At 68.4% G+C, this 25,260-nt stretch carries 24 protein-coding genes and 1 pseudogene; 17 read left to right on the plus strand and 8 right to left on the minus strand.

What is annotated here, in order from left to right; genetic code table 11:
- The first annotated feature begins 259 nt into the window (after positions 1-259).
- Together QMO56_RS11320 and QMO56_RS11325 are read left to right on the plus strand one after the other, a co-directional pair.
- A complete protein-coding gene (locus QMO56_RS11320; protein WP_283525790.1) occupies positions 260-1,510 on the plus strand; it encodes an IS701 family transposase in 1,251 nt (416 codons plus the stop codon).
- A gap of 177 nt (positions 1,511-1,687) precedes the next feature.
- Positions 1,688-2,786, plus strand: a pseudogene (locus QMO56_RS11325) (IS630 family transposase).
- Here the strand turns inward: QMO56_RS11325 and QMO56_RS11330 are convergent.
- From QMO56_RS11330 to QMO56_RS11350, 5 genes are all read right to left on the minus strand, one after another.
- Positions 2,775-3,083, minus strand: coding sequence for a hypothetical protein (locus QMO56_RS11330; protein ID WP_283525792.1), 309 nt, complete (start codon positions 3,081-3,083; stop codon positions 2,775-2,777). The pseudogene QMO56_RS11325 and the gene QMO56_RS11330 sit on opposite strands and share 12 nt — an antisense overlap.
- A gap of 324 nt (positions 3,084-3,407) precedes the next feature.
- On the minus strand, positions 3,408-4,538 hold the full coding sequence (locus QMO56_RS11335) for a CaiB/BaiF CoA-transferase family protein (RefSeq protein WP_283525794.1): 1,131 nt from the start codon (positions 4,536-4,538) through the stop codon (positions 3,408-3,410).
- Positions 4,535-5,503, minus strand: coding sequence for a tripartite tricarboxylate transporter substrate binding protein (locus tag QMO56_RS11340; RefSeq protein WP_283525795.1), 969 nt, complete (start codon positions 5,501-5,503; stop codon positions 4,535-4,537). The genes QMO56_RS11335 and QMO56_RS11340 overlap by 4 nt, the downstream gene beginning before the upstream one ends.
- Positions 5,500-5,907 (minus strand): cupin domain-containing protein, encoded by a 408-nt coding sequence (locus QMO56_RS11345; protein WP_283525796.1) that lies wholly within the window; start codon positions 5,905-5,907, stop codon positions 5,500-5,502. The genes QMO56_RS11340 and QMO56_RS11345 overlap by 4 nt, the downstream gene beginning before the upstream one ends.
- Positions 5,908-6,082: 175 nt before the next feature.
- Positions 6,083-7,033, minus strand: a complete 951-nt coding sequence (locus tag QMO56_RS11350; protein WP_283525797.1) for a LysR family transcriptional regulator — start codon at positions 7,031-7,033, stop codon at positions 6,083-6,085.
- Between the two features lie 224 nt (positions 7,034-7,257).
- On the opposite strand from QMO56_RS11350, the gene QMO56_RS11355 reads away from it, so the two are divergent.
- From QMO56_RS11355 to QMO56_RS11410, 12 genes are all read left to right on the plus strand, one after another.
- Positions 7,258-8,424, plus strand: coding sequence for an acyl-CoA dehydrogenase family protein (locus QMO56_RS11355; protein ID WP_283525798.1), 1,167 nt, complete (start codon positions 7,258-7,260; stop codon positions 8,422-8,424).
- An 18-nt stretch (positions 8,425-8,442) separates the two neighbouring features.
- Positions 8,443-8,907, plus strand: coding sequence for a MaoC family dehydratase (locus QMO56_RS11360; protein WP_283525800.1), 465 nt, complete (start codon positions 8,443-8,445; stop codon positions 8,905-8,907).
- Complete coding sequence (locus QMO56_RS11365) at positions 8,904-9,749, plus strand: CoA ester lyase (RefSeq protein WP_283525802.1); 846 nt, start codon at positions 8,904-8,906, stop codon at positions 9,747-9,749. Before QMO56_RS11360 ends, QMO56_RS11365 begins: the two co-directional genes overlap by 4 nt.
- Before the next feature lie 1,097 nt (positions 9,750-10,846).
- Entirely contained in the window at positions 10,847-12,076 is a 1,230-nt protein-coding gene (locus QMO56_RS11370) for an ABC transporter substrate-binding protein (protein WP_283525804.1), read from the plus strand.
- A gap of 18 nt (positions 12,077-12,094) precedes the next feature.
- Positions 12,095-13,048, plus strand: a complete 954-nt coding sequence (locus QMO56_RS11375; protein WP_283525806.1) for a branched-chain amino acid ABC transporter permease — start codon at positions 12,095-12,097, stop codon at positions 13,046-13,048.
- Positions 13,048-14,808 carry a branched-chain amino acid ABC transporter ATP-binding protein/permease gene (locus tag QMO56_RS11380; RefSeq protein ID WP_283525807.1) on the plus strand — a complete coding sequence of 587 codons (1,761 nt, stop codon included), beginning with the start codon at positions 13,048-13,050 and terminating at the stop codon, positions 14,806-14,808. The genes QMO56_RS11375 and QMO56_RS11380 overlap by 1 nt, the downstream gene beginning before the upstream one ends.
- Positions 14,795-15,502, plus strand: a complete 708-nt coding sequence (locus QMO56_RS11385; protein WP_283525808.1) for an ABC transporter ATP-binding protein — start codon at positions 14,795-14,797, stop codon at positions 15,500-15,502. Before QMO56_RS11380 ends, QMO56_RS11385 begins: the two co-directional genes overlap by 14 nt.
- 10 nt (positions 15,503-15,512) lie before the next feature.
- Positions 15,513-16,313, plus strand: a complete 801-nt coding sequence (locus QMO56_RS11390) for an N-acyl homoserine lactonase family protein (RefSeq protein ID WP_283525810.1) — start codon at positions 15,513-15,515, stop codon at positions 16,311-16,313.
- Positions 16,314-16,444: 131 nt separating this feature from the next.
- A complete protein-coding gene (locus tag QMO56_RS11395; RefSeq protein ID WP_283525811.1) occupies positions 16,445-17,164 on the plus strand; it encodes an SDR family NAD(P)-dependent oxidoreductase in 720 nt (239 codons plus the stop codon).
- Positions 17,161-18,513, plus strand: a complete 1,353-nt coding sequence (locus QMO56_RS11400) for an MmgE/PrpD family protein (protein ID WP_283525813.1) — start codon at positions 17,161-17,163, stop codon at positions 18,511-18,513. Before QMO56_RS11395 ends, QMO56_RS11400 begins: the two co-directional genes overlap by 4 nt.
- A gap of 154 nt (positions 18,514-18,667) precedes the next feature.
- Positions 18,668-19,669, plus strand: coding sequence for an Ldh family oxidoreductase (locus QMO56_RS11405; protein ID WP_283525815.1), 1,002 nt, complete (start codon positions 18,668-18,670; stop codon positions 19,667-19,669).
- Between the two features lie 118 nt (positions 19,670-19,787).
- Positions 19,788-20,114, plus strand: coding sequence for an NIPSNAP family protein (locus QMO56_RS11410; protein WP_283525816.1), 327 nt, complete (start codon positions 19,788-19,790; stop codon positions 20,112-20,114).
- A gap of 27 nt (positions 20,115-20,141) precedes the next feature.
- On the opposite strand, the gene QMO56_RS11415 is transcribed toward QMO56_RS11410, so the two are convergent.
- Complete coding sequence (locus QMO56_RS11415; RefSeq protein WP_283525819.1) at positions 20,142-20,849, minus strand: GntR family transcriptional regulator; 708 nt, start codon at positions 20,847-20,849, stop codon at positions 20,142-20,144.
- A 158-nt stretch (positions 20,850-21,007) separates the two neighbouring features.
- Between QMO56_RS11415 and QMO56_RS11420 the strand changes: the two genes are divergently transcribed.
- Together QMO56_RS11420 and QMO56_RS11425 are read left to right on the plus strand one after the other, a co-directional pair.
- Positions 21,008-21,412, plus strand: a complete 405-nt coding sequence (locus tag QMO56_RS11420) for a carboxymuconolactone decarboxylase family protein (RefSeq protein WP_283525820.1) — start codon at positions 21,008-21,010, stop codon at positions 21,410-21,412.
- Positions 21,413-21,420: 8 nt separating this feature from the next.
- Entirely contained in the window at positions 21,421-22,335 is a 915-nt protein-coding gene (locus QMO56_RS11425; protein WP_283525822.1) for an NAD(P)-dependent oxidoreductase, read from the plus strand.
- A gap of 294 nt (positions 22,336-22,629) precedes the next feature.
- Here the strand turns inward: QMO56_RS11425 and QMO56_RS11430 are convergent, their stop codons facing one another.
- Together QMO56_RS11430 and QMO56_RS11435 are read right to left on the minus strand one after the other, a co-directional pair.
- Positions 22,630-23,583: an NAD(P)-dependent oxidoreductase gene (locus tag QMO56_RS11430; RefSeq protein ID WP_283525824.1), complete on the minus strand. Its 954-nt coding sequence runs from the start codon at positions 23,581-23,583 to the stop codon at positions 22,630-22,632.
- Positions 23,580-23,912, minus strand: coding sequence for a carboxymuconolactone decarboxylase family protein (locus tag QMO56_RS11435; RefSeq protein WP_283525826.1), 333 nt, complete (start codon positions 23,910-23,912; stop codon positions 23,580-23,582). The genes QMO56_RS11430 and QMO56_RS11435 overlap by 4 nt, the downstream gene beginning before the upstream one ends.
- A gap of 314 nt (positions 23,913-24,226) precedes the next feature.
- Between QMO56_RS11435 and QMO56_RS11440 the strand changes: the two genes are divergently transcribed.
- Positions 24,227-25,111 carry a tripartite tricarboxylate transporter substrate binding protein gene (locus QMO56_RS11440; RefSeq protein ID WP_283525828.1) on the plus strand — a complete coding sequence of 295 codons (885 nt, stop codon included), beginning with the start codon at positions 24,227-24,229 and terminating at the stop codon, positions 25,109-25,111.
- Positions 25,112-25,260 lie beyond the last annotated feature (149 nt).

Here is a 25,260-nt window from a genome sequence, read left to right on the forward strand (position 1 = left end):
TCCTCGACCAGCCGGAGCTTCTGCTCGGCACTGTAGCGCCTGCGGCGCTCACGGCCGGTGATGATTTCGACGCGCGTCGGGTCGTTCGGCATAGGCGTATGCCTAGGCGCAAGCCTAGGCCCTCGGGGCTATGCCCGGTGTCCGGTCGAAATAGGGGCCACTCCACCGGAGTGAAACTGACCCGGTCGCCGGTTGAAAGCTGACCCAGGACTAACCTTACAATTGCGTTTTCTGATGATCTCTGAGTCTATGGCGAAGCATGCTTCGGAGATCATGGATGGCGGGCGCTTCGACCGAGACGACACTGGAACTCCGGGCGTTATCGCTGCGTGAGGTCAAAGCCCGCATCCGGCCACTGTTCACTCAGGAGAGGGTAGCGGCCTCTGCCGGTCTGTTTCTGGACGGCCTGCTGGGGCCTGAGCGCCGTAAGACCGGCTGGATGCGGGCGGAAGCTGCGGGCGATCCCGGGCCATGGCGGCAGCAGGCTATTCTCGGCCGCGGCCGCTGGGAGGCCGATGCGCTGCGCGACATCGTGCGGGACTACGTGGTTGAGCATTTCGCCGTAGAGGATGCGGTGCTGGTGATCGACGAGACCGGCTTCCTCAAGCAAGGCCGCGCATCCTGTGGTGTGGGGCGGCAGTACACCGGTTCGGCAGGCAAGATCACCAACTGCCAGATCGGCGTGTTCGCGGCCTATGTATCACGACACGGCCACGCCTTCATCGATCGCGCGCTCTACCTGCCCAAGCGCTGGACAGATGATCCGGCCCGCATGGTCGCGGCCCACGTTCCTTCAGGAACTGGCTTCGCGACCAAGCCTGCCATGGCCCTCAGCATGATCGAGCGGGCCATTACCGTGGGCGTGTCCTTCGGCTGGGTCGCGGCTGACAGCGTCTATGGTGTCGGCGACATCGAGATGGCTCTGCGGCGCGCAGGCAAGGGTTACGTGCTTGGCGTCAACGCGACAGCATCCTTCAACTCCTGGATCGGCAAGCCTGAGGTCGCAGGAACGGCCGAGGCCATTGCCGAGAGTTTGGGCCCTGTTGCTTGGCGGCGCCTGTCCGCCGGTCTGGGCACGAAGGGCGAGCGCTTGCACGACTGGGCGCATCTGGAACTGGCGGACCTTGATGCTGATGAGTTCAGTCCAGGAGCAAAGGGGCTATGGACGCGCGGTCTGCTGATCCGCCGCCACATCGCCGATGGCGAAATGGCCTACTTCACCACCTGGTGCCCAGCCGGAACGCCGATCGAGACGCTTGTCGCTGTCGAGGGGCATCGCTGGGCCATCGAGGACAGCTTCGAGACCGCCAAGAACGAACTTGGCCTGACGCACAACGAAACCCGATCCTGGCACGGCTGGCACCGCCACGTTTCCCTGGTGATGCTGGCCCTCGCCATGCTGGCGGTGATCCGCCATCACGCCAATCAGCCGACATCCCAAAAAACACAGAAGCAGCCCCAGGCACCGCGGACCTCATCCGCTGGTCGATCCAGGAGATCCGCCGCATAGCCATCCGCCTGGCACAGCGGCAGATCCAGCCCGCCACCATCATCGCCTGGTCACTCTGGCGACGCGCTCATCAAGCCGCCGTGCAAGAGGCCCATGCCAGACGAAAACGCAACTATAAGGTTGGGTGTCTGATCGCGAAATTCTTATGATTATGCGGGCGTTCGTAGGGGAGCGGCGATGGGCAAGCCCGCGGTGTCGATTGCACTGAGTGTGGCCGAGCGGCAGGAGTTGGAGTCGCTGGCCCAGGCGCAAGACCGGGCAGGCCATGGCGCGGCGCGCCCGGATCGTGCTCGCCGCGGCGGCCGGGCTGGAGAACAAGGCGATCTGCGCTGAGGTCGGTGCGGATGCCAACACGGTTTCGAAGTGGCGGCGGCGCTTCGCCGCGCATCGGCTGGATGGGCTGCTGGACGAGCCGAGGTCAGGCACACCGCACCGGATCGGCGATGACGCGATCGCCGACATCATTCGCCTGACGCTGGAGGCGACCCCGCCCGGATCCACGCACTGGTCGCTGCGCTCGATGGCCAAGGCGGTCGGCTACGCGCCCTCCACCATCCACCGAATCTGGCGCGCCTTCGGCCTGCAACCGCACCGGAGCGAGACCTTCAAGCTCTCCAATGATCCGTTGTTCGTCGAGAAGGTGCGCGGCATCGTCGGGCTGTATCTCAGCCCGCCGGACCGGGCGCTGGTGCTCTGCGTGGACGAGAAATCCCAGATCCAGGCGCTGGATCGCACCCAGCCGCTGCTGCCGATGCGGCCTGGCCAGGTGGAGCGTCGCACGCACGACTACACGCGCCACGGCATCACCTCCCTGTTCGCCGCGCTCGACATTGCCACCGGCGCGGTGATCGGTCGCTGCTATCCGAAGCGCCGGTCCAGCGAGTTCCGCAAGTTCCTCGACCAGATCGAGGCCAATGTGCCCGCGGGTCTCGACGTTCACCTGGTCATGGACAACTACGCCACCCACAAGACCAAGCCGATCCGCGACTGGCTTGCCAAACGCCCGCGCTGGCACGTCCACTTCACGCCCACCGGCGCGCCCTGGATCAACCAGGCCGAGCGCTTCTTCGCACTCCTGACCGAACGCCAACTCCGGCGCGGCATCCACCACTCCACCGCCCAGCTTGAGGCCGACATCCGCGCCTTCATCGAGGCCCACAATGCCGACCCCAAACCCTTCCGTTGGACCAAGTCCGCCGACAACATTCTCGCCGCCATCCAGCGCTTCTGCCAGCGAACCCTCCAGATCGGAGGAACCATGAAATCAGACCACTAGGCGCCCATCCGAGCCCAGCCGGCACAGCAGCGCGCGGCCAATCTCGACATGCAAGGCAGTAACATGGCCTCGGCGGCCGGCCAGCTCCGGCGCGGCCAAGCTGTCGCGCCCCGCTCCTGCCTCACCGCCTGCCATCACGAAACGCACGGCATTCCGCGGCGGGATCGCATCCAGCTTGGGAATGTTGCGGGCTGACACGATGCCGAAGGCGATCGCAACGCCGCAGGCATCGCGGAACTCGGCACTCAGGTCGCTGACCGTGCAGATGCCCGATACGGGGAAGGCCTTCCGCGGCATTGTGAAGGCCAGGTGGACACGGAGCCGCGCTGTCACCGGCGCTCGATTGCCGGCTTGCCGGGTTGCCGTGACCCCTTCCACATGGCCTGCGCCGGAGCGAGCACGGCAGGCCTCGGGCGCATCGCCGATCGGCGTGGCATCCGGTCCGTCCAGCTTCCGTACCGTCGCTGACCGTGCCAGTGGCGCAAGAGGGGCCGACCCGCAGTCATGCGGTCCGCTCCCTGTCGCTTCCTTCTGGCGCAGTGCGCGCGGCCCTGTGGAGAGGGTCAGCACTTGCCTGACCCGGGCCCGTGTCTTCCGCCGCCGGCATCATGTGCGGCCGGGTCAGTTCGCCGCCTCCGGCCGCAGGGGTGGTGGCGGACGCAGCGGCGCCGCACCGCTGCCGGACCAGCGCCCCACCGGCGCAGGGCTGCGCAGCACGCCGCCTTCCGGCAGCGGGATCTCGCGCCAGTAGCCGACAGCGCGCAGATGCGGATCTTGCAGCAGCGCGGCAACATCGTTGACGGGCGCCACCGGAATATCGAGCGGTTCCAGCATCCGTAGCCAGACGGCGGTCTCGTGCTCCGCGAGCGCAGCGCCGACAAGCCCATAGGCATGGTCGATATTGGCCAGCCGCGCGGCATGGTCGCGCAGGCGTGGGTCCGTTTCCAGCTCCGCCTCCCGTCCCAGCGCATGGAAGAAGGCGCGCCAATGCGCATCGGTGTAGAGCAGCACGGCGATGTGGCCGTCCCGCGTGCGGTAGGGTCGGCGCTGCCGCGAGATCAGCCGCGCGTAGTGCGGACCGCCGCGCGGCGGATCGAAGGCGAGGCCGCCCAGATGGTCACCGAGCACCAGGTCGGCGAAGGTCTCGAACATCGGGATCTCGATCTCAGTTGCCTGCCCGGTGCGCTCGCGTTGCAGGAGCGCGGCGGTGACGGCCTGCGCCAGGTGGATGCCGACCACCCGGTCGCTCAGGGTGAGCGGCACATAGGCGGGCTCGCCCGTGCCGCTGGCTCGGCCGATGATATCCGCCAGTCCGCTGGCGGCCTGGATCAGGTCGTCATAGGCCGGGCGCCCGGCATAGGGGCCGTTCGAGCCATAGCCCACCGCCCCGGCCACGATCAGCCGCGGGTTCACCGCGGAAAGCGTGGCGCGGTTGAGGCCAAGCCTCCCGGCCGCATCGGGCCGCATGTTGTGCACCAGCACATCCGCCCCGGTGACCAGCCGGCGCAGCGCCGCCTGCCCGGCTGGGGCCTTCAGGTCCAGCACCACGCTGCGCTTGTTGCGGTTGAGCTGCGCGAACATGGCGCCGCCCTGACCGGCGCGGCGCATCACATCGCCGCCCGGGGGCTCCACCTTCAGCACCTCGGCGCCCTGGTCGGCGAGCAGGCGGGTGGCATAGGGGCCCATCACCACGGTGGTGACGTCGATGACCTTCAGCCCGTCCAGCGGCCCCATGCTCCGGTCTCCGCTCATTCCTTCGGGATGCCGGCGGCTTCCACCAGCTCGCGCCAGGTCACCAGCTGCTCGCGCACGAAGGCTCCCAGTTCCTCCGGTGTGCCGGAGAAGGCGTCGAAGCCGATCGTGGCGAAGCGGGCCTTCACCTCCGGCCGCTCGATGCTGCCGCGCAAGGCGGCATTCAGGGCGCCGATCACCTCGGGGGGCGTGCCGGCCGGCGCGAAGACGCCGTTCCAGGACGTGATGTCGAAGCCCGTCAGCCCGGCCTCGTGGAGGCTCGGCGCGTCCGGGAGAAGGGCGGAGCGCTCCCTGGTCGTCACGCCCAGCAGCCGGAGCTGGCCGTCGCGCACATGGCCGAGCCCGGCGGCGATGTCCACGAGCATGCAGTCCACCCGCCCGGCGATCACGTCGGTCATGGCGGGCGGGGTGGAGCGATAGGGCACGTGGAGCATGTCCGTTCCCGCCATCCGCGCCATGGTGGCGCCGCCGACGATGCCCGTGCTGTTGCCGCTCGCATAGCTCATCTGGCCGCGCCGCTCGCGGATCAGCCGGAAGAAGCCGGCGGCGTCCTGCGCCGGCGATTTGGCGCCGACCACCAGCATGAAGGGCAGGTTGCCCACGCGCGCGACCGGGGCGAAATCCGCCACCGGGTCGTAATCCAGGTGCTTCATCAGCGCCGGATTGGCCGAATGCGTGGTGTTGGTGGTGACGAAGAGCGTATGCCCGTCGGGCGGCGCATGCGCGGCGGCGACGGCGGCGATGACGCCGCTGCCGCCGGCACGGTTCTCCACGATGACGCTCGCGCCCTCCAGCGTCTCGCTCAGGAGCTGCGCCAGGATACGCGCCACCGCGTCGGTCCCGCTGCCGGCCGCGAAGGGCACGATCAGCGTGATCGGGCGGGAGGGCTTCCAGCCCTGCGCCAGGGCGGGGAGCGGCAGGGCGGCGGCCAGCAGGCCGGCCATCAGGTCGCGGCGGCGCATCATGTCTGGCCTCCGGCGGGGCGGATCACCTTGGCCGGGTCCTCCCCATAGGGCGGGGCATAGATGACCAGCACCTGCACCGGTTCCTCGCTGATGACGGTGAAGACATGCTGCTCGCCGGCGGGGAAGAAGCAGCAGGCGCCCGGGCCAAGCTCCCGTGACTGGCCGCCCACCTCGGCGCGGGCGCGGCCCGAGAGGATGTAGCAGGCCTGCTCCAGCCCGGGATGGGCATGCGGCAGGGCGCCGCTGCCGCGCGCGATGGTGCCGTGCAGAACCTCCATCTGCGTGGCACCGACGGTCTCGGGGCCGATCAGCCGGCGATTGACGGTGCCGGTATGGTTGGCGGGGCTATAGGCCTCCACCTCCTCGGGCAGAACGAAATACTGGCGCGCAGGCGCGGCGGACATGGTGGCTTTCCTCCCGGCATGGCCGGTTTTCCCCGGCTCGCTAGAGCAGATCCCGTTCCGATGGCATCATCGGAACGGGTGAAGATGCTCGTCAAAACAAAATGCTCTAGGCGGATTGCGAAGCAGAGCTGCCGCAAAGACAACTGAAAGTTTCTGCGCGACTGATAGCGTTTCTTTATGGATCGCCGCGGCGCGCGGGCCGGCGCGGCCTGGCGGCGGGCCGCAGGTCGCCGCGAAGGGCCAGGCATTCCCGCAACGTGGCAAGGAAGGCCTCCGCCGCCGGTGAGAGGGAGCGGCCCGCACGCCGCACCAAGGCGATCGGGCGCGTCAGGGGCGGATCGTCGATCGGCAGCGCCCGCAAGTCCGGGATCACCTGCATCTCCACCGCCGTGGAGGGCAGCACCCCCAGCCCGAGCCCGGCCCGCACCATGCCGACCAGCGTGCCGGTGCTCACCGCCTCCTGTGCCGGCTCCACCGGGAGGCCGAGAGCGGCAAAGGCCTGGTCCACCGCGTGGCGGATGCCGCTGTTCGCCTCCGGCAGCAGCAGGGGCACTTCCAGAAGCTGCCGGAGCGTGACGGATCGCCGCGCCGCGAAGGCATGGCCGCGCGGGAAGATGAGCAGCAGCGGGTCATCGAAGAGGTGCTGCACCTCCAGCTCGCCATCCTCCTCCACGCTGCCGCCGATGCCGAAATCGACCAGGCCGGCGCGCACCATCTCGCCCACCGGGCCGGTGACCGCCTCGCGCATCCGCACGCGCAGCCCCGGGCTGGAGACGCGCAGCCGCGCGATGACCGCCGGCAGCACCGTGGAGGCAAGGGAGGGCAGGGTTGCCAGATCGACCCGCCCCGTGCGCAGGGCCGCATGGTCCTGAACCCGCTCCAGCACCGTTTCCAACTCCGCCAGCAGCGGCGCCAGGGCGCGGGCGAATTCCGCGCCGATCCGGGTGGGGGTGGCGGTGCGCGTGGTCCGGTCCAGGAGCCGCACGCCGAGGGTCTGTTCCAGCTGGCGCAGCTGCACGGTGAGCGCGGGCTGGGTGAGGTGCAGTTGCCGCGCCGCACCCGTGAAGCTCCCCAGCCTGACGATGGTGAGAAAGGCGCGCATCTGCCGCAGCGTGACGGGCGTCATGAGCCTCCCAGCTTTGCCGGCGCGGGGCGGTCCGCAGTGGCTGTCTTATAAAACGGGCTTATAAATCGCGGCGGAAGAATTCAATTGTCTCATAGGCGGGGCCACGGTTCAATCGGCGTGAAGGCCTCGCCCCCGGCGGGCCGCGGGCTCAGGCCTCCGCTTGTGCGGCCTGGTGCGCGCCGCCCGGCCGGCGCGGCGCGAGCAGCCAGGGGGAAACGAAGCGAATGGACTTCCGCCAGACAGCCGAGCAGGAGGCCGTGCATGCTGCGGTCGAGCGGATCTGCGCCGGCTTCGATGATGCCTACTGGACCGAGCGCGACCGCGACGGCCGCTTTCCGGCCGAGCTGCACCAGGCGCTGGCGCGGGATGGCTGGCTCGGCATCTGCATGCCCGAGGAATATGGCGGCGCCGGGCTCGGCATCACCGAGGCGGCGATCATGATGCAGGCCATCGCGCAGTCCGGCGCCGGCATGACGGGCGCCTCGGCGGTGCACATGAACATCTTCGGCCTCAACCCGGTCGTCGTGTTCGGCACGGAGGAACAGAAGCGGCGCATGCTGCCGCCGCTGATCGCCGGACAGGAACGCGCCTGCTTCGCGGTGACGGAGCCGAACACCGGGCTCGACACCACCCAGCTCCGCACCCGCGCCGAGCGCCGCGGCGGCCGCTACGTCATCAACGGGCAGAAGGTCTGGATCTCCACCGCGCAGGTGGCTGAAAAGATCCTGATCCTGGCACGCACCACGCCGATCGAGAGCGTCAACAAGCGCACCGAGGGGCTCAGCCTGTTCTACACCACGCTCGACCGCAGCCGCATCGAGGTGCGCGAGATCGAGAAGATGGGCCGCAAGGCCGTGGATTCGAATCAGCTCTTCATCGACAACCTCGAAGTGCCGCTGGAGGACCGCATTGGCGAGGAAGGCAAGGGCTTCGACTACATCCTGCACGGGCTGAACCCGGAGCGCATCCTGATCGCCGCCGAGGCGCTCGGCCTGGGCTATGCGGCGCTGCACCGCGCCACTGCCTATGCGAAGGAGCGCGTGGTGTTCGGCCGGCCCATCGGGCAGAACCAGGCGATCCAGCATCCGCTCGCCGAGTGCTGGATGGAACTGGAGGCAGCGCAGCTCATGGTGATGAAGGCGGCCTGGAGCTACGACCAGGGCCTGCCCTGCGGCGCGGTGGCGAATGCCGCCAAGTACCTGGCGGCCGAGGCCGGCTTCAAGGCGTGCCAGCAGGCGGTGATGACGCATGGCGGCTTCGGCTATGCCCGGGAATACCAGGTCGAGCGCTACCTGCGGGAGGTGATGATCCCGCGCATCGCCCCGATCAGTCCGCAGTTGATCCTCTGCTTCATTGCCGAGAAGGTGCTCGGCCTGCCGAAATCCTACTGAGGCTGCGGGAGGGAAGGGATGCCCGGACTCTATTTCGAGGACCTGCCCGAGGGCCGCGTGATCGACGCCGAGTGGCGCCGCACGGTGACGGAAGCCGACAACGTGCTGTTCTGCGGCATGACCATGAACGTGGCGCGCCTGCATCTGGACGCCGAATACATGAAGGGTACCGAATTCGGCCGGCCGATTGTGAACTCGCTGTTCACGCTGGGGCTGATGATCGGCATGAGCGTGCACAACACGACGCAAGGCACCACCGTCGCCAATCTCGGCATGACCGACGTGACCTTCCCGGCGCCCGTCTTCGCCGGCGACACGCTGCGGGTGCTGACCACCGTGGTTGGCGCCCGCGCCAGCCGCTCCCGCCCGGAGGCCGGCATCGTCACCTTCCGCCATGAGGCCTTCAACCAGCATGACGTGTTGGTGGCACGCTGTGGCCGTGCCGCGCTGATGTTGCGCCGGCCCGAAGGGGCGCCGGCATGAGGCTGCGCAGCCTGCTCTTCGCCCCGGCGGATTCCGAGCGCAAGCTCGCCAAGGCCCTGGCCAGCGAGGCCGATGCTGTCGTGCTGGATCTGGAGGACGCTGTCGGCCCACCGGCCAAGGAAGGCGCCCGCGCCGCACTGGCGGCGGCGCTGCCGGGCATGGCACGGCCCGGCGTGGTGGTGCGGGTGAATGCCCGGGGCACAGCCTGGTACCTCGCGGACCTCGCCGCCGTCGTGCCCGGCCGTCCGGCCGCGGTGATGCTGCCGAAATGCACGGGCATCGAGGACCTGCGCGCCCTCGACCACCACCTGGAGGCGCTGGAGACGGCGCATGGCCTGCCGCTGGGCGGCATCGCGGTGCTGGCGCTTGTGACGGAGACGGCGGCCTCGCTGCACCGGCTCGACTATCGTGGCGCGCCGCGGCTGCGGGCACTGTGCTTCGGCGCGGAGGATCTCTCCTCCGACCTCGGCGTGCTGCCGCGCGACGCGGCAGGGATCTACGCCGCCCCGGTGGCGCAGGCGCGCGGCGCAATGCTGCTGGCGGCGGCGGCGGCCGGCCTGCCTGCGCTCGACACGCCCTTCCCCGATCCGCGCGACCTGCCGGGGCTGGAGCGCGAGACCCGGGCGGCGGCACGCGACGGCTTCGCCGGCAAGCTCTGCATCCACCCGGCGCAGGTGGCGCCGGTCAACGCGGCCTTCACTCCCTCTCCGGAGCGGCTGCGCTGGGCAGAGGCGGTGCATGCCGCCTTCACCGCCGATCCCGGCGCCGGCGTGCTGTCGCTGAAGGGGCAGATGATCGAACCGCTGCACTGGCGTTTGGCTCGCCGCATCCTCGGACTCTGAAGGAAGCCAGGGTCATCATGCCGGCTCTGCTTCGGCCCGCCTTGGGGTGATACGTCATGTCCGAGGCGTGCTGGAGGGCGTGACGCATACTGCTCGGTTTGGGATCGGGAGCCGCCGCCTGACCTTCCGAGGCAAAGGATCGCACCGCCACCATCTGACCTTCGCCACACCCGCCTGAGTTCTCATCTGCCTCCCTCCGATGAGGCGGCTCTACCGGGCGTTCTAAGGTGAGGGCTTTGTCCGTGCTGATCCATAGCGACGGCTCGGCGCGCTTCCCGGCATCCTCTCGGCGGGGGCGCTCCGAAAAAGGGCTTGCACGGGGCGTTTTGCCAGACACCGGTTGCTCTGACAGCCAAGGTCGCCAAGGAGATCTCACCGCCAGGCAGGTTGACGAAAGGCCCGCCTGAGTCAGGCAACACCGCTCCAGGCGCGCCTCTGGCCCAATGTGACGCCTCTGAGCTTTGTGGACACTGCACCCGAGGGCGGGAAGGGGCGGCTGCTGCAAATGCGAAGCGGGTTAAGGCGACTGCAAGGCTCGCCGATCAAGCAAGCGTCGCAATCAGGAGGGGCGCATTGATGATTGATCATCGTCATACAATCTTCCCTATGTGTGGGATTCATGCGTGGCAAAGCCAAGGGAGTTTTGAGTAAGCCTCTGAAATATAAAGAATATTTCTGTGTGACATGAAAGCGGCCATCCGACGATCTCTCAAGAATTGTCATATTGACGGTATCAAAGGGACAGGACTAGGCTTCCCTCAATCCGCTGAGGAAAACGCCATGGCTGAGGATGCAGCTTTGTTCGAGCGAGGGCCGCCAAGCTGTGGCGGAGGGCTGGGGGCGGACTAGGTCGGCAGTTCGGCCGTCAGCCGGCGACGCTCCAAGCGCCGCCCACGCCAGCACGCCGGAGGCGGAGCAGGACGCGCTGGACGCTGCGGAGGCGATCATGGCGGCGCTGCTTTACGCGTTCGGCTGCGATGCCTTTCGAGCGGTGCACGAGGCGTTGATCAAGGGAGAGGCGCAGCCTCCATCAAGAGAATAGCGCAACCCGCGAACGCATGAGCCGGCGCCAAGCCCGGCCCTGGAGGAAGACATCCATGATGACGATCACCCGGCGCGCCCTGATGGGCAGCGCCCTGGCAATGCCTGCCATCATCCACGGCACAGCGCACGCGCAGCCCAGCGCCATCAAGCTCGCGCTGCTGGCGCCGCTCTCCGGGCCATTCGCGCGGCAGGGCGAGTTGATGCGCCTGGGGGCCGAACTCGGCGTCGAGGATGTCAACCGGAACGGCGGCATCAAGGCTCTCGGCGGCGCGAAGCTCGACCTCGCCATTGCCGATGCAGGCGCCAATGTGGAGCAGGTCACGGCTGCCACGCAGCGCCTGGCCGCTGACCGCGACCTGATCGCAGGAATGGGCGCCTGGGCATCCTCCTTCACCCTGGCGGCAACCGAGGTGACGGAGCGCGCCAAGTTGCCCTGGGTGACGCTCTCCTGGGCCGACAGCATCACCGAACGCGGCTTCCACTATGTCATCGCCACTTCGCCGCCCTCCAGCAAGATCATTCCAGCAGCGCTGGAGCCGCTCCTGGCGCTGGCCGGCAAGTCGGTCGGCAAGAAGCCGGGCACGATCGCCTGTATCAACGACGACACCGCGGTCAATCAGGCGAACATGGAGCCGCTGCGCAACGGTGGTTTCGCGAAGCTTGGCCTCAAGACCGTGATGGACGAGAATTTCAGCGTGCCATTGTCGGATGCGGCACCGCTGATCCAGCGCCTGCGCCGCGCCCGACCGGATCTGGTGCTGCTGGGCACGACCGCGACCTCGGATTCCCGCCTGCTGCTGCAGACGCTGACGGAGTTCGGGCTCGGCCAGGGCAAGGTGCCGGTGATCGCCCCTTCCGCCAACTGGGGCACGCCGGAGATGCTGAAGAACATGGGAACCACCTACCTCGAAGGCGTCATTGGCGTCGCGGGCAACTGGAGCTCGAAGCAGCAGGCCGCGCTCAATCAGGATCTGCTGCAGCGCTCGAAGGAGCCCTGGCTGATCCAGGATACGCTCTCGCTCTACGGCCATGTGCAGCTCATCGCCGATGCGTTGGAGCGCGCCGGAAAGGCCGACCGCGACGCGCTGATGGCTGCGCTGCTGGCAACCGATACGACCGAAGGGCCGGCGAAGCTGTTCCTCGGCGACCGGCTGCGATTCGAGAAGAACGGCCGGCGAGCCAACCCCGTGCCGGCGGTCTTCCAGTGGAAGGGCGGCAAGCCGCTGACGGTGCTGCCCGAAGCCGACGCCGAGGCAGAGCTCTCCTGGCCGCAGCCGGGTTGATCGGGAGGCCGCGTGTCCATGGCATTCGCGGGTCACATCGAGGCGCTGCTGCAGATTCTCACCGCCGGCCTGCTGCTCGGTTGCCTCTATGGGCTGATGTGCGCGGGGTTGGGATTGATCTTCGGCATCATGCGCGTGATCAATTTCGCCCAGGGCGAATTCATGATGCTGGCGATGTATGCCGGGCTGACCGGCGTGGCCGTGCTGGCGCCCGGCCGCTCCTGGGCGTTCGCCACGGCGATGCTGGTGGCCTGCGCCGTGGCGGCGCTCTTCTATGGCCTCGGCGCGCTGACACATTGGGCGCTGGTCAGCCGGGTGTCGGGTGCCAGGGCAGTGGGTACCGCGGATGCCGGACATACGGGCCAGCTCATCCTGACGCTCGGCCTGTCGCTGGTGCTGCAAAATGGCGGGCTGATGCTGTTCGGCTCGTCCCCGGTGTCGATCCCCAATGATGCCGCAGTCCGCTCCTGGACGATGGAGTTCGCCGAGGGTGACGTGATGCTGTTCGTCAACCAGGCGCGCGCCTTCTCGGCGCTGATGGCGGTCGCGGCTGTGCTGCTGACCATCCTGCTGATGGCGCGCACCGGCATCGGCCGCCAGCTGCGCGCCGTGGCCAACAACCCGATCGCGGCCCTCTACATGGGTGTGAATGTGGACCGGGCGTTCCGCACCGCCTTCGGCATCGGCCTGGCCCTCACCGCGGTCGCCGGCGTCTGTGTCGCCACCTTCTATCCCTTCCAGGCCTATACCGGCTTCGACTTCGTCATCATCATGTATGCGGGGGTCGTATTGGGCGGGATGGGCAGCGTCGGTGGTGCCTTCCTCGGCGGGCTGCTCATCGGCCTGGTGCAGCAGCTCTCGACCCTCGTGTTGCCGCCGCAACTGCAGAACACCGCGGTCTTCATCGTCTTCCTGGCTGTCCTGCTGATCCGGCCGCAGGGCCTGTTCGGCCGTGGCGTGGAGCGTGCGTGATGCAGTTTCTTGCACCTCCCGGCCGGCAGCTCGCGGTGTTGGCCGTCCTTCTCCTGTGCGGCACAGCCTCGGCGTTCGTGATCAGCGGGTACGAGCTGCTGATCATCTCCCTGGTCGGCATCTGGGCCATGCTCGGCCTGTCATGGAACATTCTGGGCGGCTATGGCGGGCTGGTCAGCTTCGGCCATGCTGCCTTCTTTGGCGGCGGCGCTTATACCGTCGCGATCCTGTTCCATGACTACGGCGTCACGCCATGGATCGGCTGCCTGCTGGGCGCCGCGGTCGGCGCGCTGCTCGCCGTGATGATCGGCGCCGTCACCTTCCGGCTGAAGGGCCACTACTTCAGCCTGGCCATGCTCGCCTACCCGCTGGCACTGATCCCGGTCTTCACCTGGGCCGGATGGTCCGAAGTGGCGCTGCCACTGCAACGCCAGGACCCGCTGCACTACATGCAGTTCGCCGATCCGCGAATCATGCCGCTGATCGTCCTCGGCGCGCTTGGGGTTGCGCTCTATGTCTGCCTGCGCATCGAGCGGACGCGGCTCGGCCTGCAGCTTTACGCCATCCGGCAGAACGAGCTTGCGGCGCAATGCGCGGGCATCTCCACGTTGCGCACCAAGCTCGTGGCCAGCGCTATCTCCGGCGCGATCGCGGGGCTGGCCGGCAGCCTGTATGCGACCATCGTGCTGGTGATCACGCCGGGCTCGGTCTTCGGCATGCTGGTCTCGGCTCAGGCACTGATCGTTTCCATGTTCGGCGGCCTCGGCGCGGCCTGGGGGCCGTTGATCGGCGCCGTCATCCTGGTCCCGATGGCCGAGTTGCTGAATGCGACCATTGGCGCGCGGCTCCCCGGCATGCAGGGCGTCGTGTTCGGCATCGCGATCATGGCGGTCATCCTGTTCCGGCCGCAGGGCATCTACTGGGCAGTGCGCGACTCCTTCGCGCATGGCAGCGCGCCCGTGCCCGAGGCGCCCACAGTGGAGGCGGCCACCACATCGCATCCCGCCTACCACGAGGCAACCGGCGAGCCGTTGCTCGTGGTGCGCGATATCTCGGTTCAGTTCGGCGGACTGCAGGCCTTGTCCGACGTGTCGCTCGAGGTGCGGCGCGGCGAGATCCTGGGCATCATCGGCCCGAACGGCGCCGGTAAGACGACGCTGTTCAACGTGCTGAACGGCATCGTGCGCGCCACTGCCGGTTCGGCGAAGCTCGAGGGCCTTGAACTGCTCGGCAAGGCGCCGCAGGAGGTCAGCGCACTTGGTGTCGCCCGCACCTTCCAGACGGTACGGGCTTTCCCGCGGCTCACCCTGCTTGAGAATGTCGTGGTCGGCGCCTTCGGGGTGAACAAGGAGGATCAGGCGGCGCTGCAGGCGGCACGTGCCATGCTGACGCGCGTCGGTTTGGCAGGCCGCGCACTGGTGCCGGCCTCGCAGCTCACCAACCGCGAGCTGCGGCTGATGGAGCTGGCCCGGGCGCTCGCCTCGAACCCGAAGCTGATCCTGATGGACGAGAGTTTCGCCGGCCTGTCCAGCGCGGATGTCGAGGTCATGATGCGCCAGATCCGGCGCCTGGCGGCAGAGGGCATGACGGTGGTGATCATCGAGCACACAATGACCGCCATGGTGCGGCTGGCCACCCGCTTCGTGGTGCTGGACCGGGGCCGCAACCTCGCGGCCGGCCTCCCGGAGGACGTGGTGCGCGACCCGGAGGTCGTCTCGGCCTATCTCGGCAAGCGGTGGGTCGAGCATGCTGGCGCTTGAAGGGGTTGAGGTTCGCTATGGCGGCCTGATCGCGCTGCGCGACGTGTCGCTGCAGGTGAACCAGGGCGAGGTCGTCGCCGTGATCGGCCCGAACGGCGCTGGCAAGACCACGTTGTTCAAGGCGGTCTCGGGCGTCGTGCCGCTGGTCGCCGGCAGCATCCGTCTGGAAGGCGAGCCGATCGAACGGCTATCGCCGGCGCTGCGCCCGCATCGTGGCATCGCGCATGTCCCGGAAGGAAGGCAGGTTTTCGGCGACCTGACGGTGGAGGAGAATCTGCAACTCGGCACCGTCGCCCTGCGCGATCCGCGCGAGGCGGGGCGCGCCCTGCAGCGCTGCTATGATCTCTTTCCGGTGCTGTGGGAGCGGCGACAGCAACTGGCCGGCTCGCTGTCCGGCGGGCAGCAGCAGATGCTGGCCATCGGGCGCGGCATCGCTTCGCATCCGAGATTGCTGATGCTGGATGAACCCTCCATGGGACTCGCCCCGACCATCGTGGACACCATCTTCGAATCCGTGCAGCGCCTCAACCGTGACGAGGGGCTGACGGTGTTGATCGTGGAGCAGCGCGCCATCGAGGCGATCGAGATCTGCGACCGCGGCTATGTGTTGTCCACCGGAGAGGTCGTGATGCGCGGCACGCGCGCCGAGCTGCTGGCCGACAAGAATCTGCGCGAAGCCTATCTGGGTGCATGAGGAGGGCAGGATGACCGATCTTCCGACCTATGAAGTGTTCGCTCTCCGCTACGCCATGCGGGAGGCGATGCGGTCCGATCATTTCATTGGCGGCGACCCGCATGATGGGCCGATGCCGATGGACTATTTCCTGTGGCTGATCCGTGGCGGCGGCCGCAGCATCGTCGTCGATTCCGGCTTCACCGCCGAGGTCGCCGCGCGCCGCAAGCGCACCTTCCTGCGCGATCCCATCGATGCGCTGCGCCTGCTGGGCGTCGAGGCGGAGACGGTCCGGGACGTTGTGCTGACGCATCTGCACTACGACCATGTCGGCAACTTCCACCGCTTCCCTGTTGCCACCTTTCACCTGCAGGAGGCTGACCTGCATTTCGCCTGCGGGCGGCACATGCGCTACGGCCATCTGCGCCACGCCTTCGAGGTGGAGGACGTGGTCGGCATCGTCCGGCTGAACTTCGCCGAGCGGGTGCGGCTGTACACCGGCCAGGTCGATCTGGCACCCGGCATCACGCTGCATCCGGCGCCGGGACATTCGGCGGGGCTGCAGTTCGTGCGCGTGAACACCGTGCGGGGGGCGGTGGTGCTCGCCTCCGACGTCACGCACTTCTACGAGAATATGGAGAAGGGGCGGCCTTTCCCCACCTGCGTCAGCGTGGCCGACATGCTGGAAAGCCATGACCGGTTGCGTGCCGCCGCTCCCAGTCCGGCGCATATCGTCCCCGGGCATGATCCGCTGGTGATGCGGCGCTACCCGGCCGTGTCGGCCGAGCTGGAGGGCATCGCCGTGCGGCTGGACGTGCCGCCCGCCGCCTGAAGCGCTGCGAAGGAGATCCGCATGGCCATTTCCAGATCCGCGCGGTGCCACCGCCCGCACAAGGTCGCTCCCTTTATTCTGCGCCAGCAAGGGGCGGCCGCAGCGAGGGTGATGCGCGAGGAAGCTGCGGCATGAACGGGCGCGCCGTTGTCACCGGCGCAGGGAGCGGCATCGGCGCCGCAACCGTTCGCTGCCTGCTTGCCGAGGGATGGCGCGTTGCCTGCCTCGACCGCAATGCGGAGGCCGCGCGTGCCGTCGCCGATGGCCAGCCGGTCATCGTCGTGGATGTCGCCGATGAGGCCGCGGTGATCCAGGCCATGGCCGAGGCGGAGGCGGAACTTGGCGGCATTGATGCGCTCGCCACCTGCGCCGGCATCTACGAGACGACACCGTTCTTCGCGAGCACCGCCGAGACCTTTCGCCGGGTCAACGAGGTGAACGTGATCGGCAGCTTTCTCTGCATCCGCGAGGCGGCTCTCCGCATGGCGCCCGGCGCGCGGATCTGCACGGTCGGCAGTGTCGCCGGGCTGCGCGGCGGCGGGCTCGCCGGCACCGTGTCCTATGCCACCAGCAAGGGCGCGGTGATCACCCTCACCAAGGCGGCGGCGCGCGAACTCGGGCCGCGCGGCATCGCCGTCAATACCGTGGCGCCGGGCATGATCGACACGCCCTTCGCCGCTGGCCCGCTGGCCGATCCCGCCATCCGGAAGCGGATCGAGGGCATGACCAGCTTCAATCGCCTGGGCACGCCGGAGGAGATCGCCGAGGTGATCACCTGGCTGCTCTCGCCCAAGGCGTCCTATCTGCATGGCGCGACGATCGTCGCCGATGCTGGCATGGTGATGTATTGAGCGCCGCCCTCGCACGCCGCCTCGCCGGGGCGGCGCTCGGCGCGGTGCCGCCGGCCTCGGCGGCGCCGGCGGTCGGGCTCTGCCTGCTCGATCTCTTCGCCTGCGCCTTCGAGGCGCGCGACACCACGCCGAGCCGCGCCGCCCGCAGGCTGGCCGCGGCGGAACCGGGCGGGGCCACCATCATCGGCGAGGCCCGGCGTGCCGCGCCAGGCGCGGCCGCCTTCGCCAACGCCGTCGCCGGCCATGGCCTGGTGCGGGAGGACATGCACGCGGCCGCCGTCAGCCATCTCGGCGTTGTCGTGCTGCCCACGCTGCTGGCGCTGGCGCAGCACCGCCCAGTGGGTGGCCCCGACTTCATCGCCGCGGCAGCGGTCGGCTATGAGGTGGGCGCTGCGATCGGCCGCGCCCTGGTCAATCCCGCCTTCAGCCGGCAATGGCGGCCAACCGGCTGGACCGGGCCGCTGGCCGCCGTGGCGGCGGGGTCGCGGCTGCTTGGCCTTTCGCCGGAGCAGACCGCCTCGGCTTTCGCGCTGGCCGCCAATACCGCAGGCGGGCTGAACGAGTGGCCGCGTGATGGCGGTGACGAGATGTTCTTCCATCCCGGCTTCGCCGCGCGCAACGGCCTTGCCGCGCTGGCGCTCGCCGCTGCGGGGGCTGAGGGCTCGGCCACCGCGCTGGAAGGATCGGCCGGGCTCTTCGCTGCCGCCGGCGCGGCACCACCGGCCGATCTGCCGCTCTTCGCCGGTGCCGCCGCGGAGGTGGAACTGGTCTTCCGCAAGGCGCTGCCACTGTGCAACTTCGCCCAGACCCCGGCCCAGGCGGCATTGCACCTGCGGCAGCAGCTTGGCGCGCTCGACCCGGCGGCGATCACCGGCATCACTGTCCGCGCCTCCGAGGCTGCCGTGCGCTATCCGGGCTGCGATAGCGCGGGACCCTTTGTGCGTGTGCTTCAGGCGAAGATGAGCATCCCTTTCTGCGTCGCCGCCGCGCTGCTGCATGGCGCTGTGGAAGAGCGGCATTTCGCGCTGCCGGCACCTCCCGAGCTGCTTCGCCTGGCTGCGCTGGTGCAACTGGAAGCCGATGCCGCGGCGACCGCTGCCTTCCCGGCGCGGCAGGGCGCGGAGGTCATCGTGACGCTGCAGGATGGCAGGCAACTGGCGGCCGGACTGCCGGATCTGCAGCCCGCCGATGCAGCGATGGTGCAGCGCCGCTTCCGTGACGCCGCGGCTGCCGCGCTGGGCGCATCCCGGGCCGCACAACTCGCCGAAGCCTTGGTGGCATTGCCGGCGGTGGCCGATATCGGCGAGGCGCTGCGTCTCGCCGAACCGGCGCTGGAGGCAGCGGCATGACCGCATCCATAGGATCAGCCGCAACGCTCGCCGGTTTCGTGGTGGCGCAGGCCCGTCTGGACCTGGCGGCGATGCGGCGGCAGGCGGGCAGGTGGGTGCCTTCGGGCGTCACCGGCTGCGCGCCCGCTTTCGCGAAGGGAGGGAAGGGAATTCCATGCGCATGATCCTGGAGGCTGCGCGCGACCTGTCACTGCGCAGCCTCGGGCAACTCGGCTACGACGCTGCGCAGGCAGCGATCATCGCCGATCACCTGATGGACTGCGAACTGCGCGGCCTCGGCTACAGCGGGCTGGCGCGCATCCTCAGCATCGCGGGGCGGCTGGACGGCAAAGGGCCCGCGCGCGGACCGATGCAGACCCTCAGGGAAAGTCCCGTATCCGCCCGCATGGACGGTGGGGACCATGTTGGCTACCTCGTCGCCGAACATGCAACACGCATCGCCATTGAAAAGGCCCTGAGCGCCGGCATCGCCGTGGTCGGCGCCAACCGCACCTGGTATACCGGCATGCTGTCCTACTACGGCGAGATGGCGGCGGAGCAGGGGTTGGTCATGGCCATCGCTTCCAACGCCACGCCCTGGGTGGCGCCACATGGCGGGACGCAGGGCCGCTTCGGCACCAACCCGATCTGCTTCGCCTTCCCCTCCGCGGATGAGCCGGTGATCTGGGATATCGGCACTTCCGCCATCATCCATGCTCAGGTCGTGCTGGCGAAGCGCCTTGGTCAGGCGCTGCCTGCGGGGGTGGCCTTCGATGCCGATGGCCTCCCCACCCGCGACGCCGCCGCCGCGCTGGCGGGCGCCTTCGCACCCTGGGGCGGCCACCGCGGCAGCGGTCTGGCCATGGTGGTGCAGTTGCTCGGCGTGCTGGCCGGCTCGCCCGCCATGCCGGGCGAACTGGAGGAATTCGGCTATCTGGCTATAGCAATCCGTCCGGACCTGCTGACCGACCCCGATACCTTCCGGCAGGAAGTGTCGCGCTACGCGGCGGCCGTGCGGGCAACGCGCCCCGAGCCTGGGGGCGCGACGGTGCGCATGCCGTTCGACCGTTCGCGCGCCGAGCGCGAGCGTCGCCGCGCGGAAGGCGCGATCGACGTCCCTGATGCGGTGGTCAGCGCGCTGGAGGCCCTGCCGGCCTGCGCGGCATCAGGTCGGTAGTTCCGCAGATGCCAATGACAGCCCGAGTTGCCTTCGGCCATCGTTTCGGCGCACCGTCGCTATGGCACCACGCTGTCGATGAGCGCGGCCACCCGAGAGCTATTCAGGAAGGACCCCCATGATTCACGAATTGCGGATCTATCACTGCGTCTCCGGCCGGCTGCCTGCCTTGCTGCAGCGCTTCGAGACCATCACCCTCGGTATCTGGCAGAAGCACGGGATTCGACAGGCAGGCTTCTGGACGGTGGCCATCGGCGATTCCAACCAGGACCTCTATTACCTGCTGGAATGGGAATCGCTGGCGGAACGCGAGCAGAAGTGGAACGCCTTCCAGGCCGATCCTGAATGGATCGCACGACGGGCGGAGACGGAGCGCGACGGTGCCATCGTCGCGCGCGTGACGAACCTGATCCTGCAGCCGACGGCCTTCTCGGCAGTGCGGTGAGCGGCCCGGCGGGATTGGCGCCGCGCCTCAGCCGGCCGGCGCGGCGGGGGGTGGTGTGCCGGCGGAGGCGGCCCGCTCATTCAGGATGCGCAGCGCCACCTGCGCCGCCTGCATGACATGCTCGCGGCAGGCCTGCCAGGCGCCCTCGCGGTCGCGCCGCTCGGCGGCCTCGACGATGCGGCGGATCTCGGCGACGGTGTGTGGCAGGCGCGTCGGATCCGAAAGCGTGGTGGCGCGGAGCTGCGAATTGCGGTTGAGCAGCTGGTCCAGCATCCGCGCGACATAGGCATTGCGGCAGCCTCGCAACAGCACGTCGTAGAAGCGGCGCTTCAGGCCCAGCAGTGTCATCCGGTCCGTGCCGGGCTTCGTAGCGGCGATTTCCTCGAACACCGCACGCAGCTCGGCGATTTCCTCGGTGGAGGCGCGCTCGGCGAAGCCCTGGCCCGCGAGCGCCTCCAGCACGCCTCGCACCTCATAGACCTGGGTTGCCTCGGCAGGGGAGAGATAGGCCACGAAGGGACCACGATTGGGTAGCACGACGATCAGACCTTCGGCTTCCAGCAGCCGCACGGCCTCGCGGATCACACCGCGGCTGACGCCGAACAGGTCGCACAGCATGCGGTCGGACAGGTGCTCGCCCGGCATGAAGCGGCTGGTGATGATGGCATCGCGCAGGCGCTGCTCCACCTGGCGTCGCACGGGCTGTGGCGAAATGCGCAGCGAATCGTCAGGCATTCTTTCTCGGATTCCTTGCGGCGGGCTTCCCGGGGCTCATCGCGCTGCACAATCTGACGGCGAGCACCGCCCCCGTCCAGCAAAAGGGGTGGCACTGAAGTGCATTGACAGACAATCATACACCTTCTTAAACTTTTGGAGTTGAGGGAGACGGCAGAATGTCCGACGACAGCTTGTTCGATCGTGGTCTCGAAGTGCGCCGTGCGGTGCTCGGTGCCGAGTATGTGGACGGTGGCATCGCCAAGGCCGATGACTTCATGATGGCCTTTCAGCACATCACCACCGAGTGGTGCTGGGGCTATGCCTGGACCCGGCCGGGGCTCGACCGCAAGCAGCGCTCAATGCTGAACCTTGCCATGCTGACCGCTCTCGGCAGGACGCCGGAGATCAAGCTGCATGTGAAAGGTGCGCTGACGAACGGTGTTACTGTTGAGGAGATCAAGGAGATCCTGCTGCACGCGACTGTTTATTGCGGCATTCCCGCGGGGCTTGATGCCTTCAAGGCGGCGCATGAGGTGCTGGTGAAGGAAGGCGCGCTGACCGGCGAGCCCGCGAAGAAGTGAGCGGCACGGTGGAAGTCGGCGCACTGCGCCGCATCGCCTTCATTGGCATCGGCAACATGGGCTGGCCGATGGCAGCCCGGCTGGTGGAGGCTGGCTTCCAGGTCGTGGCCTGTGATGTGGCGCCGGAGCGTGCGACCCGCTTCGCCAACGAGATCGGCGGTGAAGCTGCGGGCGATGCGGCGGCCGCCGTGCGTGGTGCGGACGCTGTCATCACCATTCTGCCGACCTCGAAGCATGTGGGCCGGGCGATCGAGGCCATGGGCGACGCCCTGGCACCCGGAGCCTTGTTGATCGAGATGAGCTCCGGGGTGCCGACGGCGACGCGCGGCTTCTCCGAGGCGCTGGCTGCGCGCGGCGTAGCGATGATCGACGCGCCAGTGTCCGGCGGTGTGCCGCGCGCGCGCACCGGCGAGCTGGCCATCATGCTCGGCGGCGATGCTGCTGCGGTGCAGAGGGCGGAGCCTGTGCTGCGCGCCATGGGGACGACCCTGACGCATGTGGGCGGCATTGGCGCGGGACAGGCCATGAAGGCGCTGAACAACCTGATGGGCGCGGCCGGCTTCCTGATCGGCGTGGAGGCACTGCTGATCGGGCAGCGCTTCGGCCTCGATCCGGCGCAGATGGTGGACGTGTTGAATGCCTCCACCGGCATGAACAACAGCACGCAGAAGAAGTTCAAGCAGTTTGTGCTGTCCCGCCGTTTCGATGCCGGCTTCGGTCTGGAGCTGATGGCAAAGGATGTTTCCGTGGCGCTGGAGGTGGCGCATGACACCGGCACACCCGTACCCTTCGCCGCTCTGTGCCGGGAGATGTGGGCCAGCGCAGTGAACCTGCTGGGACCAGGGATGGACCATACAGCGATGGCGCAATTCTCGGAGCGGCTGGCGGGCGAAGCGCTGGGTGGTGGCAACCGCGCCAGCTAGATGAGAGCGGCCGCCAGCGCCGGCAACTGGAGGCGAGGGGATTCCGCGCCGCCATCGGAGGCGCTGGCAGGCCGGCGGGCGCTGCGGGCGCTGAAAGGAGCCGCCCTCGTTGCTCCAGGCTGGATGTCGATCCGCGCTCGTGTCCTGATCACGATGTTCATTCGTGATCAGCTTGCATTTGCAGTGTGCCGAGCGTCCCTGCTTCCGCGAAGGGCCACCGCGAGGTTTGCAGCAGCGCGCCGGGGCACGGCGCACCGCCACGCTGCGCGCGTGGCCGAGGAAGAGACGCGGTGGCTATGGCTTCGCCGCCGGCTCCGCTCCGTCGGCCTCCATGACCGCCTGCAGCGCGGTGCGGTCAACCTCGATCTGCACACCCGCGCGCTCCAGCTCCAGCAGCATGGCGGAACGCGAATCCCGCTGCCCCCAGCCGCGGTTCAGTGCTTCCGTCATCTCCTCCAGCGTCAGCGCGGCGAAGCGCATCGGTACGCCGACCTCCCGCCCCAGGGCGCAGGCCAGGGAAACGTCCTTGTGCGCCAGCCGCAGCTGGAAGGCGGGGGGATCGTAGCTGTTGGGCAGGAACTGCTCGGTAACGCCGTCATAGGTCCGGCGCCGGCCGTGCACGCCCTGCCGGATGGCGGCATAGAGTGCGAGCGGTTCCAGCCCGGCTTTGGCACCCATGGCGAAAACTTCGGCCATGACGGCGTTCAGCGCGTAGCCCGAGAGGTTGTGCGCCAGCTTCGCGATGCTGCCGGCACCGATCGTGCCCACCAGGATGGCGCGATCGCCCATCGCATCGAGCAACGGCCGCACGCGCTCAAAGATGGCCTGCTCGCCACCGACGAAGAAGGCCAGCTTGCGCGTGACGGCGCCGCGCGGGCCGCCGCTGATCGGCGCGTCCAGCACATGCAGCCCGCGCTCCGCCGCCGCCGCATGCAGCGCGCGAACGGCGGAGACGGCGTTGGTGGAAATGTCGATGATGACACCATCCCTGGGCATCGTGTCGATCAGCTCGGCGCCGACCGCCTGCACCTCCTGTGGGCCGGGCAGGGAGGTGAAGACGACCGTGCAGGCCGCGCCGAGCTCGCGCGGCGTTTCCGCCCAGCGGGCGCCGCCTTCCACCAGCGCCGCCGCGGCCTCCCGCCGCATGTCATGCACGACCAGTTCGACGCCGTCCGCCTTGGCGAGGTTGGCCGCCATGCTGGCGCCCATCGTGCCGAGCCCGATGAATCCGACCCGCATGGTGCTCATGCCTCCCGCTTTTCAAGCACTTCGGTGAGGACCTGCGCAGCCGACATCGCTGCCGGCCAGCCCGCGTAGAAGGCGAGATGCGTGATGGCGCCGGCGATCTCCTCGTGCGTCACGCCGTTGTCCAGCGCGCGGCCGATATGCACGCTGAGCTGCTCCGGCCGATACGTGGCGGCCAGCGCGACCACGGTGACCAGGCTGCGGTCGCGCTTCGACAGGTCGTTGCGCTCCCAGAGATCGCTGTAGACCACGCCTTCGGTATAGGCGACCAGAGCAGGCACGGTCTTGCGGACGCGGTCGCGTTGCGCGGATTGCGGGATTGGCTTGCTCATCATCGGTTCTCCTGGCCGTGCCGGCCTGCGCGGCCCTTCGTCGCGCGCGCCGACTGTTTTTCTTCCCGGTAGCAAGCTTATGGCCGCCAGGGAGCGGAGGCAATACTTCGTATGATTGACGGACAATATATTGCTCCCATGTCGCCAGTGTGGTTGCCTCCTCCGGCCCGGCGCAGCGGCGCCCGTGGCCAAGATGCAGGAATGGGCAGGAGGGATTTCGTCCGATGCAAGGAAAGCTTTGGCTGTTTGCGATTCTGGCACTGTGTTGCGGTGGTGGAGCCGTGGCGCAGGAATTCCCCGCGCGCACTGTCACCATGATCGTTCCCTCGGCGCCGGGCGGTACGCTCGACGCGCTGGGGCGATTGATGGCGCAAGGCATGGCTGCCGACCTCGGGCGCAATGTCGTGGTCGAGAATGTCAGCGGTGCCGGCAGCCTGGTCGGCATGCAGCGGTTGGTGCGCTCGACGCCCGATGGCCACGTCATCGGCTTCGGCAATCTCGGCTCGCTGGCGGCCAATGTTGCGGTGACCAAGGAATTGGGCTTCGACCCCCGGCAGGACCTGACGCCGATCAGCATCGTCGCCAATGTGCCGATGGTGATCGCCGCCAGCACGCAGTCCGGCGTGCGAGACCTCAAGACGCTGCTGTCGCGTATCCGCGAGCGTGGCGAGGGCGTGACCTTCGGCACGCCCGGGACCGGCACCACCGGCCATCTGGCCCCGGCCTATCTTCTATCGCTGACCGGCCTGCGTGCGACGCTGGTGCCCTATCGTGGTGCCGGCCCGGCGATGAGCGATCTCGCGGCGGGCACCGTGGATGCGGTGATCGACCAGACCGTCACAATGATCCCGGCGCATCAGGGCCGCACCGCCGTGGCCCTGGCGGTGACCGGCAGCCAGCGCATCCCGCAACTCCCTGAGGTGCCCACTTTCGCCGAGGCCGGGGTGCCGGGCTTCGACATGGTGATCTGGAATGCCATCGCAGGGCCGAAGGGCATTCCGCAACCCGCGGTCCAGCGCCTGGTGCAGGCAGTGGAGGCGGCGCTGGCCAGCCCTGCCGTGACCAGCCGCTTCGCCGATCTGGCGACAACGGCGCCCCCGCCGGAGGAGCGCGGGCCGGAAGCACTGCGGCAGCGCATCGCCACCGATGTGGACCGCTGGATCCGCGTGGTGCGGGAGGCCGGCATCACGCCGCAGTAGGCAGGCTGCCTCGGCGGAGGGGCGGTGCTTTGGCCCTCCGCCGAGGGATTTCTAGAGCAGATCCCGTTCCAATGGCATCATCGGAACGGGTGAAGATGCCCGTAAAAACAAATAGCTAGAGCGTTTTCTGTGAGCCAGAGCGAACAGAA

Origin of the sequence: Roseomonas sp. E05, from assembly GCF_030063475.1 — a bacterium.
Classification (GTDB): Bacteria; Pseudomonadota; Alphaproteobacteria; order Acetobacterales; family Acetobacteraceae; genus Pseudoroseomonas.

What these genes read in the sequence shown, in the direction of transcription:
- QMO56_RS11350 (WP_283525797.1), bottom strand. Translation starts at nt 7,033, where the DNA reads ATGACGCCCGTCACGCTGCGGCAGATGCGCGCCTTTCTCACCATCGTC.
- QMO56_RS11380 (WP_283525807.1), top strand. Translation starts at nt 13,048, where the DNA reads ATGCAGTTTCTTGCACCTCCCGGCCGGCAGCTCGCGGTGTTGGCCGTC.
- QMO56_RS11340 (WP_283525795.1), bottom strand. Translation starts at nt 5,503, where the DNA reads ATGATGCGCCGCCGCGACCTGATGGCCGGCCTGCTGGCCGCCGCCCTG.
- QMO56_RS11435 (WP_283525826.1), bottom strand. Translation starts at nt 23,912, where the DNA reads ATGAGCAAGCCAATCCCGCAATCCGCGCAACGCGACCGCGTCCGCAAG.
- QMO56_RS11410 (WP_283525816.1), top strand. Translation starts at nt 19,788, where the DNA reads ATGATTCACGAATTGCGGATCTATCACTGCGTCTCCGGCCGGCTGCCT.
- QMO56_RS11420 (WP_283525820.1), top strand. Translation starts at nt 21,008, where the DNA reads ATGTCCGACGACAGCTTGTTCGATCGTGGTCTCGAAGTGCGCCGTGCG.
- QMO56_RS11415 (WP_283525819.1), bottom strand. Translation starts at nt 20,849, where the DNA reads ATGCCTGACGATTCGCTGCGCATTTCGCCACAGCCCGTGCGACGCCAG.
- QMO56_RS11370 (WP_283525804.1), top strand. Translation starts at nt 10,847, where the DNA reads ATGATGACGATCACCCGGCGCGCCCTGATGGGCAGCGCCCTGGCAATG.
- QMO56_RS11320 (WP_283525790.1), top strand. Translation starts at nt 260, where the DNA reads ATGCTTCGGAGATCATGGATGGCGGGCGCTTCGACCGAGACGACACTG.
- QMO56_RS11430 (WP_283525824.1), bottom strand. Translation starts at nt 23,583, where the DNA reads ATGAGCACCATGCGGGTCGGATTCATCGGGCTCGGCACGATGGGCGCC.
- QMO56_RS11385 (WP_283525808.1), top strand. Translation starts at nt 14,795, where the DNA reads ATGCTGGCGCTTGAAGGGGTTGAGGTTCGCTATGGCGGCCTGATCGCG.
- QMO56_RS11440 (WP_283525828.1), top strand. Translation starts at nt 24,227, where the DNA reads ATGATCGTTCCCTCGGCGCCGGGCGGTACGCTCGACGCGCTGGGGCGA.
- QMO56_RS11390 (WP_283525810.1), top strand. Translation starts at nt 15,513, where the DNA reads ATGACCGATCTTCCGACCTATGAAGTGTTCGCTCTCCGCTACGCCATG.
- QMO56_RS11330 (WP_283525792.1), bottom strand. Translation starts at nt 3,083, where the DNA reads ATGCCGCGGAAGGCCTTCCCCGTATCGGGCATCTGCACGGTCAGCGAC.
- QMO56_RS11345 (WP_283525796.1), bottom strand. Translation starts at nt 5,907, where the DNA reads ATGTCCGCCGCGCCTGCGCGCCAGTATTTCGTTCTGCCCGAGGAGGTG.
- QMO56_RS11335 (WP_283525794.1), bottom strand. Translation starts at nt 4,538, where the DNA reads ATGAGCGGAGACCGGAGCATGGGGCCGCTGGACGGGCTGAAGGTCATC.
- QMO56_RS11375 (WP_283525806.1), top strand. Translation starts at nt 12,095, where the DNA reads ATGGCATTCGCGGGTCACATCGAGGCGCTGCTGCAGATTCTCACCGCC.
- QMO56_RS11360 (WP_283525800.1), top strand. Translation starts at nt 8,443, where the DNA reads ATGCCCGGACTCTATTTCGAGGACCTGCCCGAGGGCCGCGTGATCGAC.
- QMO56_RS11395 (WP_283525811.1), top strand. Translation starts at nt 16,445, where the DNA reads ATGAACGGGCGCGCCGTTGTCACCGGCGCAGGGAGCGGCATCGGCGCC.
- QMO56_RS11365 (WP_283525802.1), top strand. Translation starts at nt 8,904, where the DNA reads ATGAGGCTGCGCAGCCTGCTCTTCGCCCCGGCGGATTCCGAGCGCAAG.
- QMO56_RS11355 (WP_283525798.1), top strand. Translation starts at nt 7,258, where the DNA reads ATGGACTTCCGCCAGACAGCCGAGCAGGAGGCCGTGCATGCTGCGGTC.
- QMO56_RS11405 (WP_283525815.1), top strand. Translation starts at nt 18,668, where the DNA reads ATGCGCATGATCCTGGAGGCTGCGCGCGACCTGTCACTGCGCAGCCTC.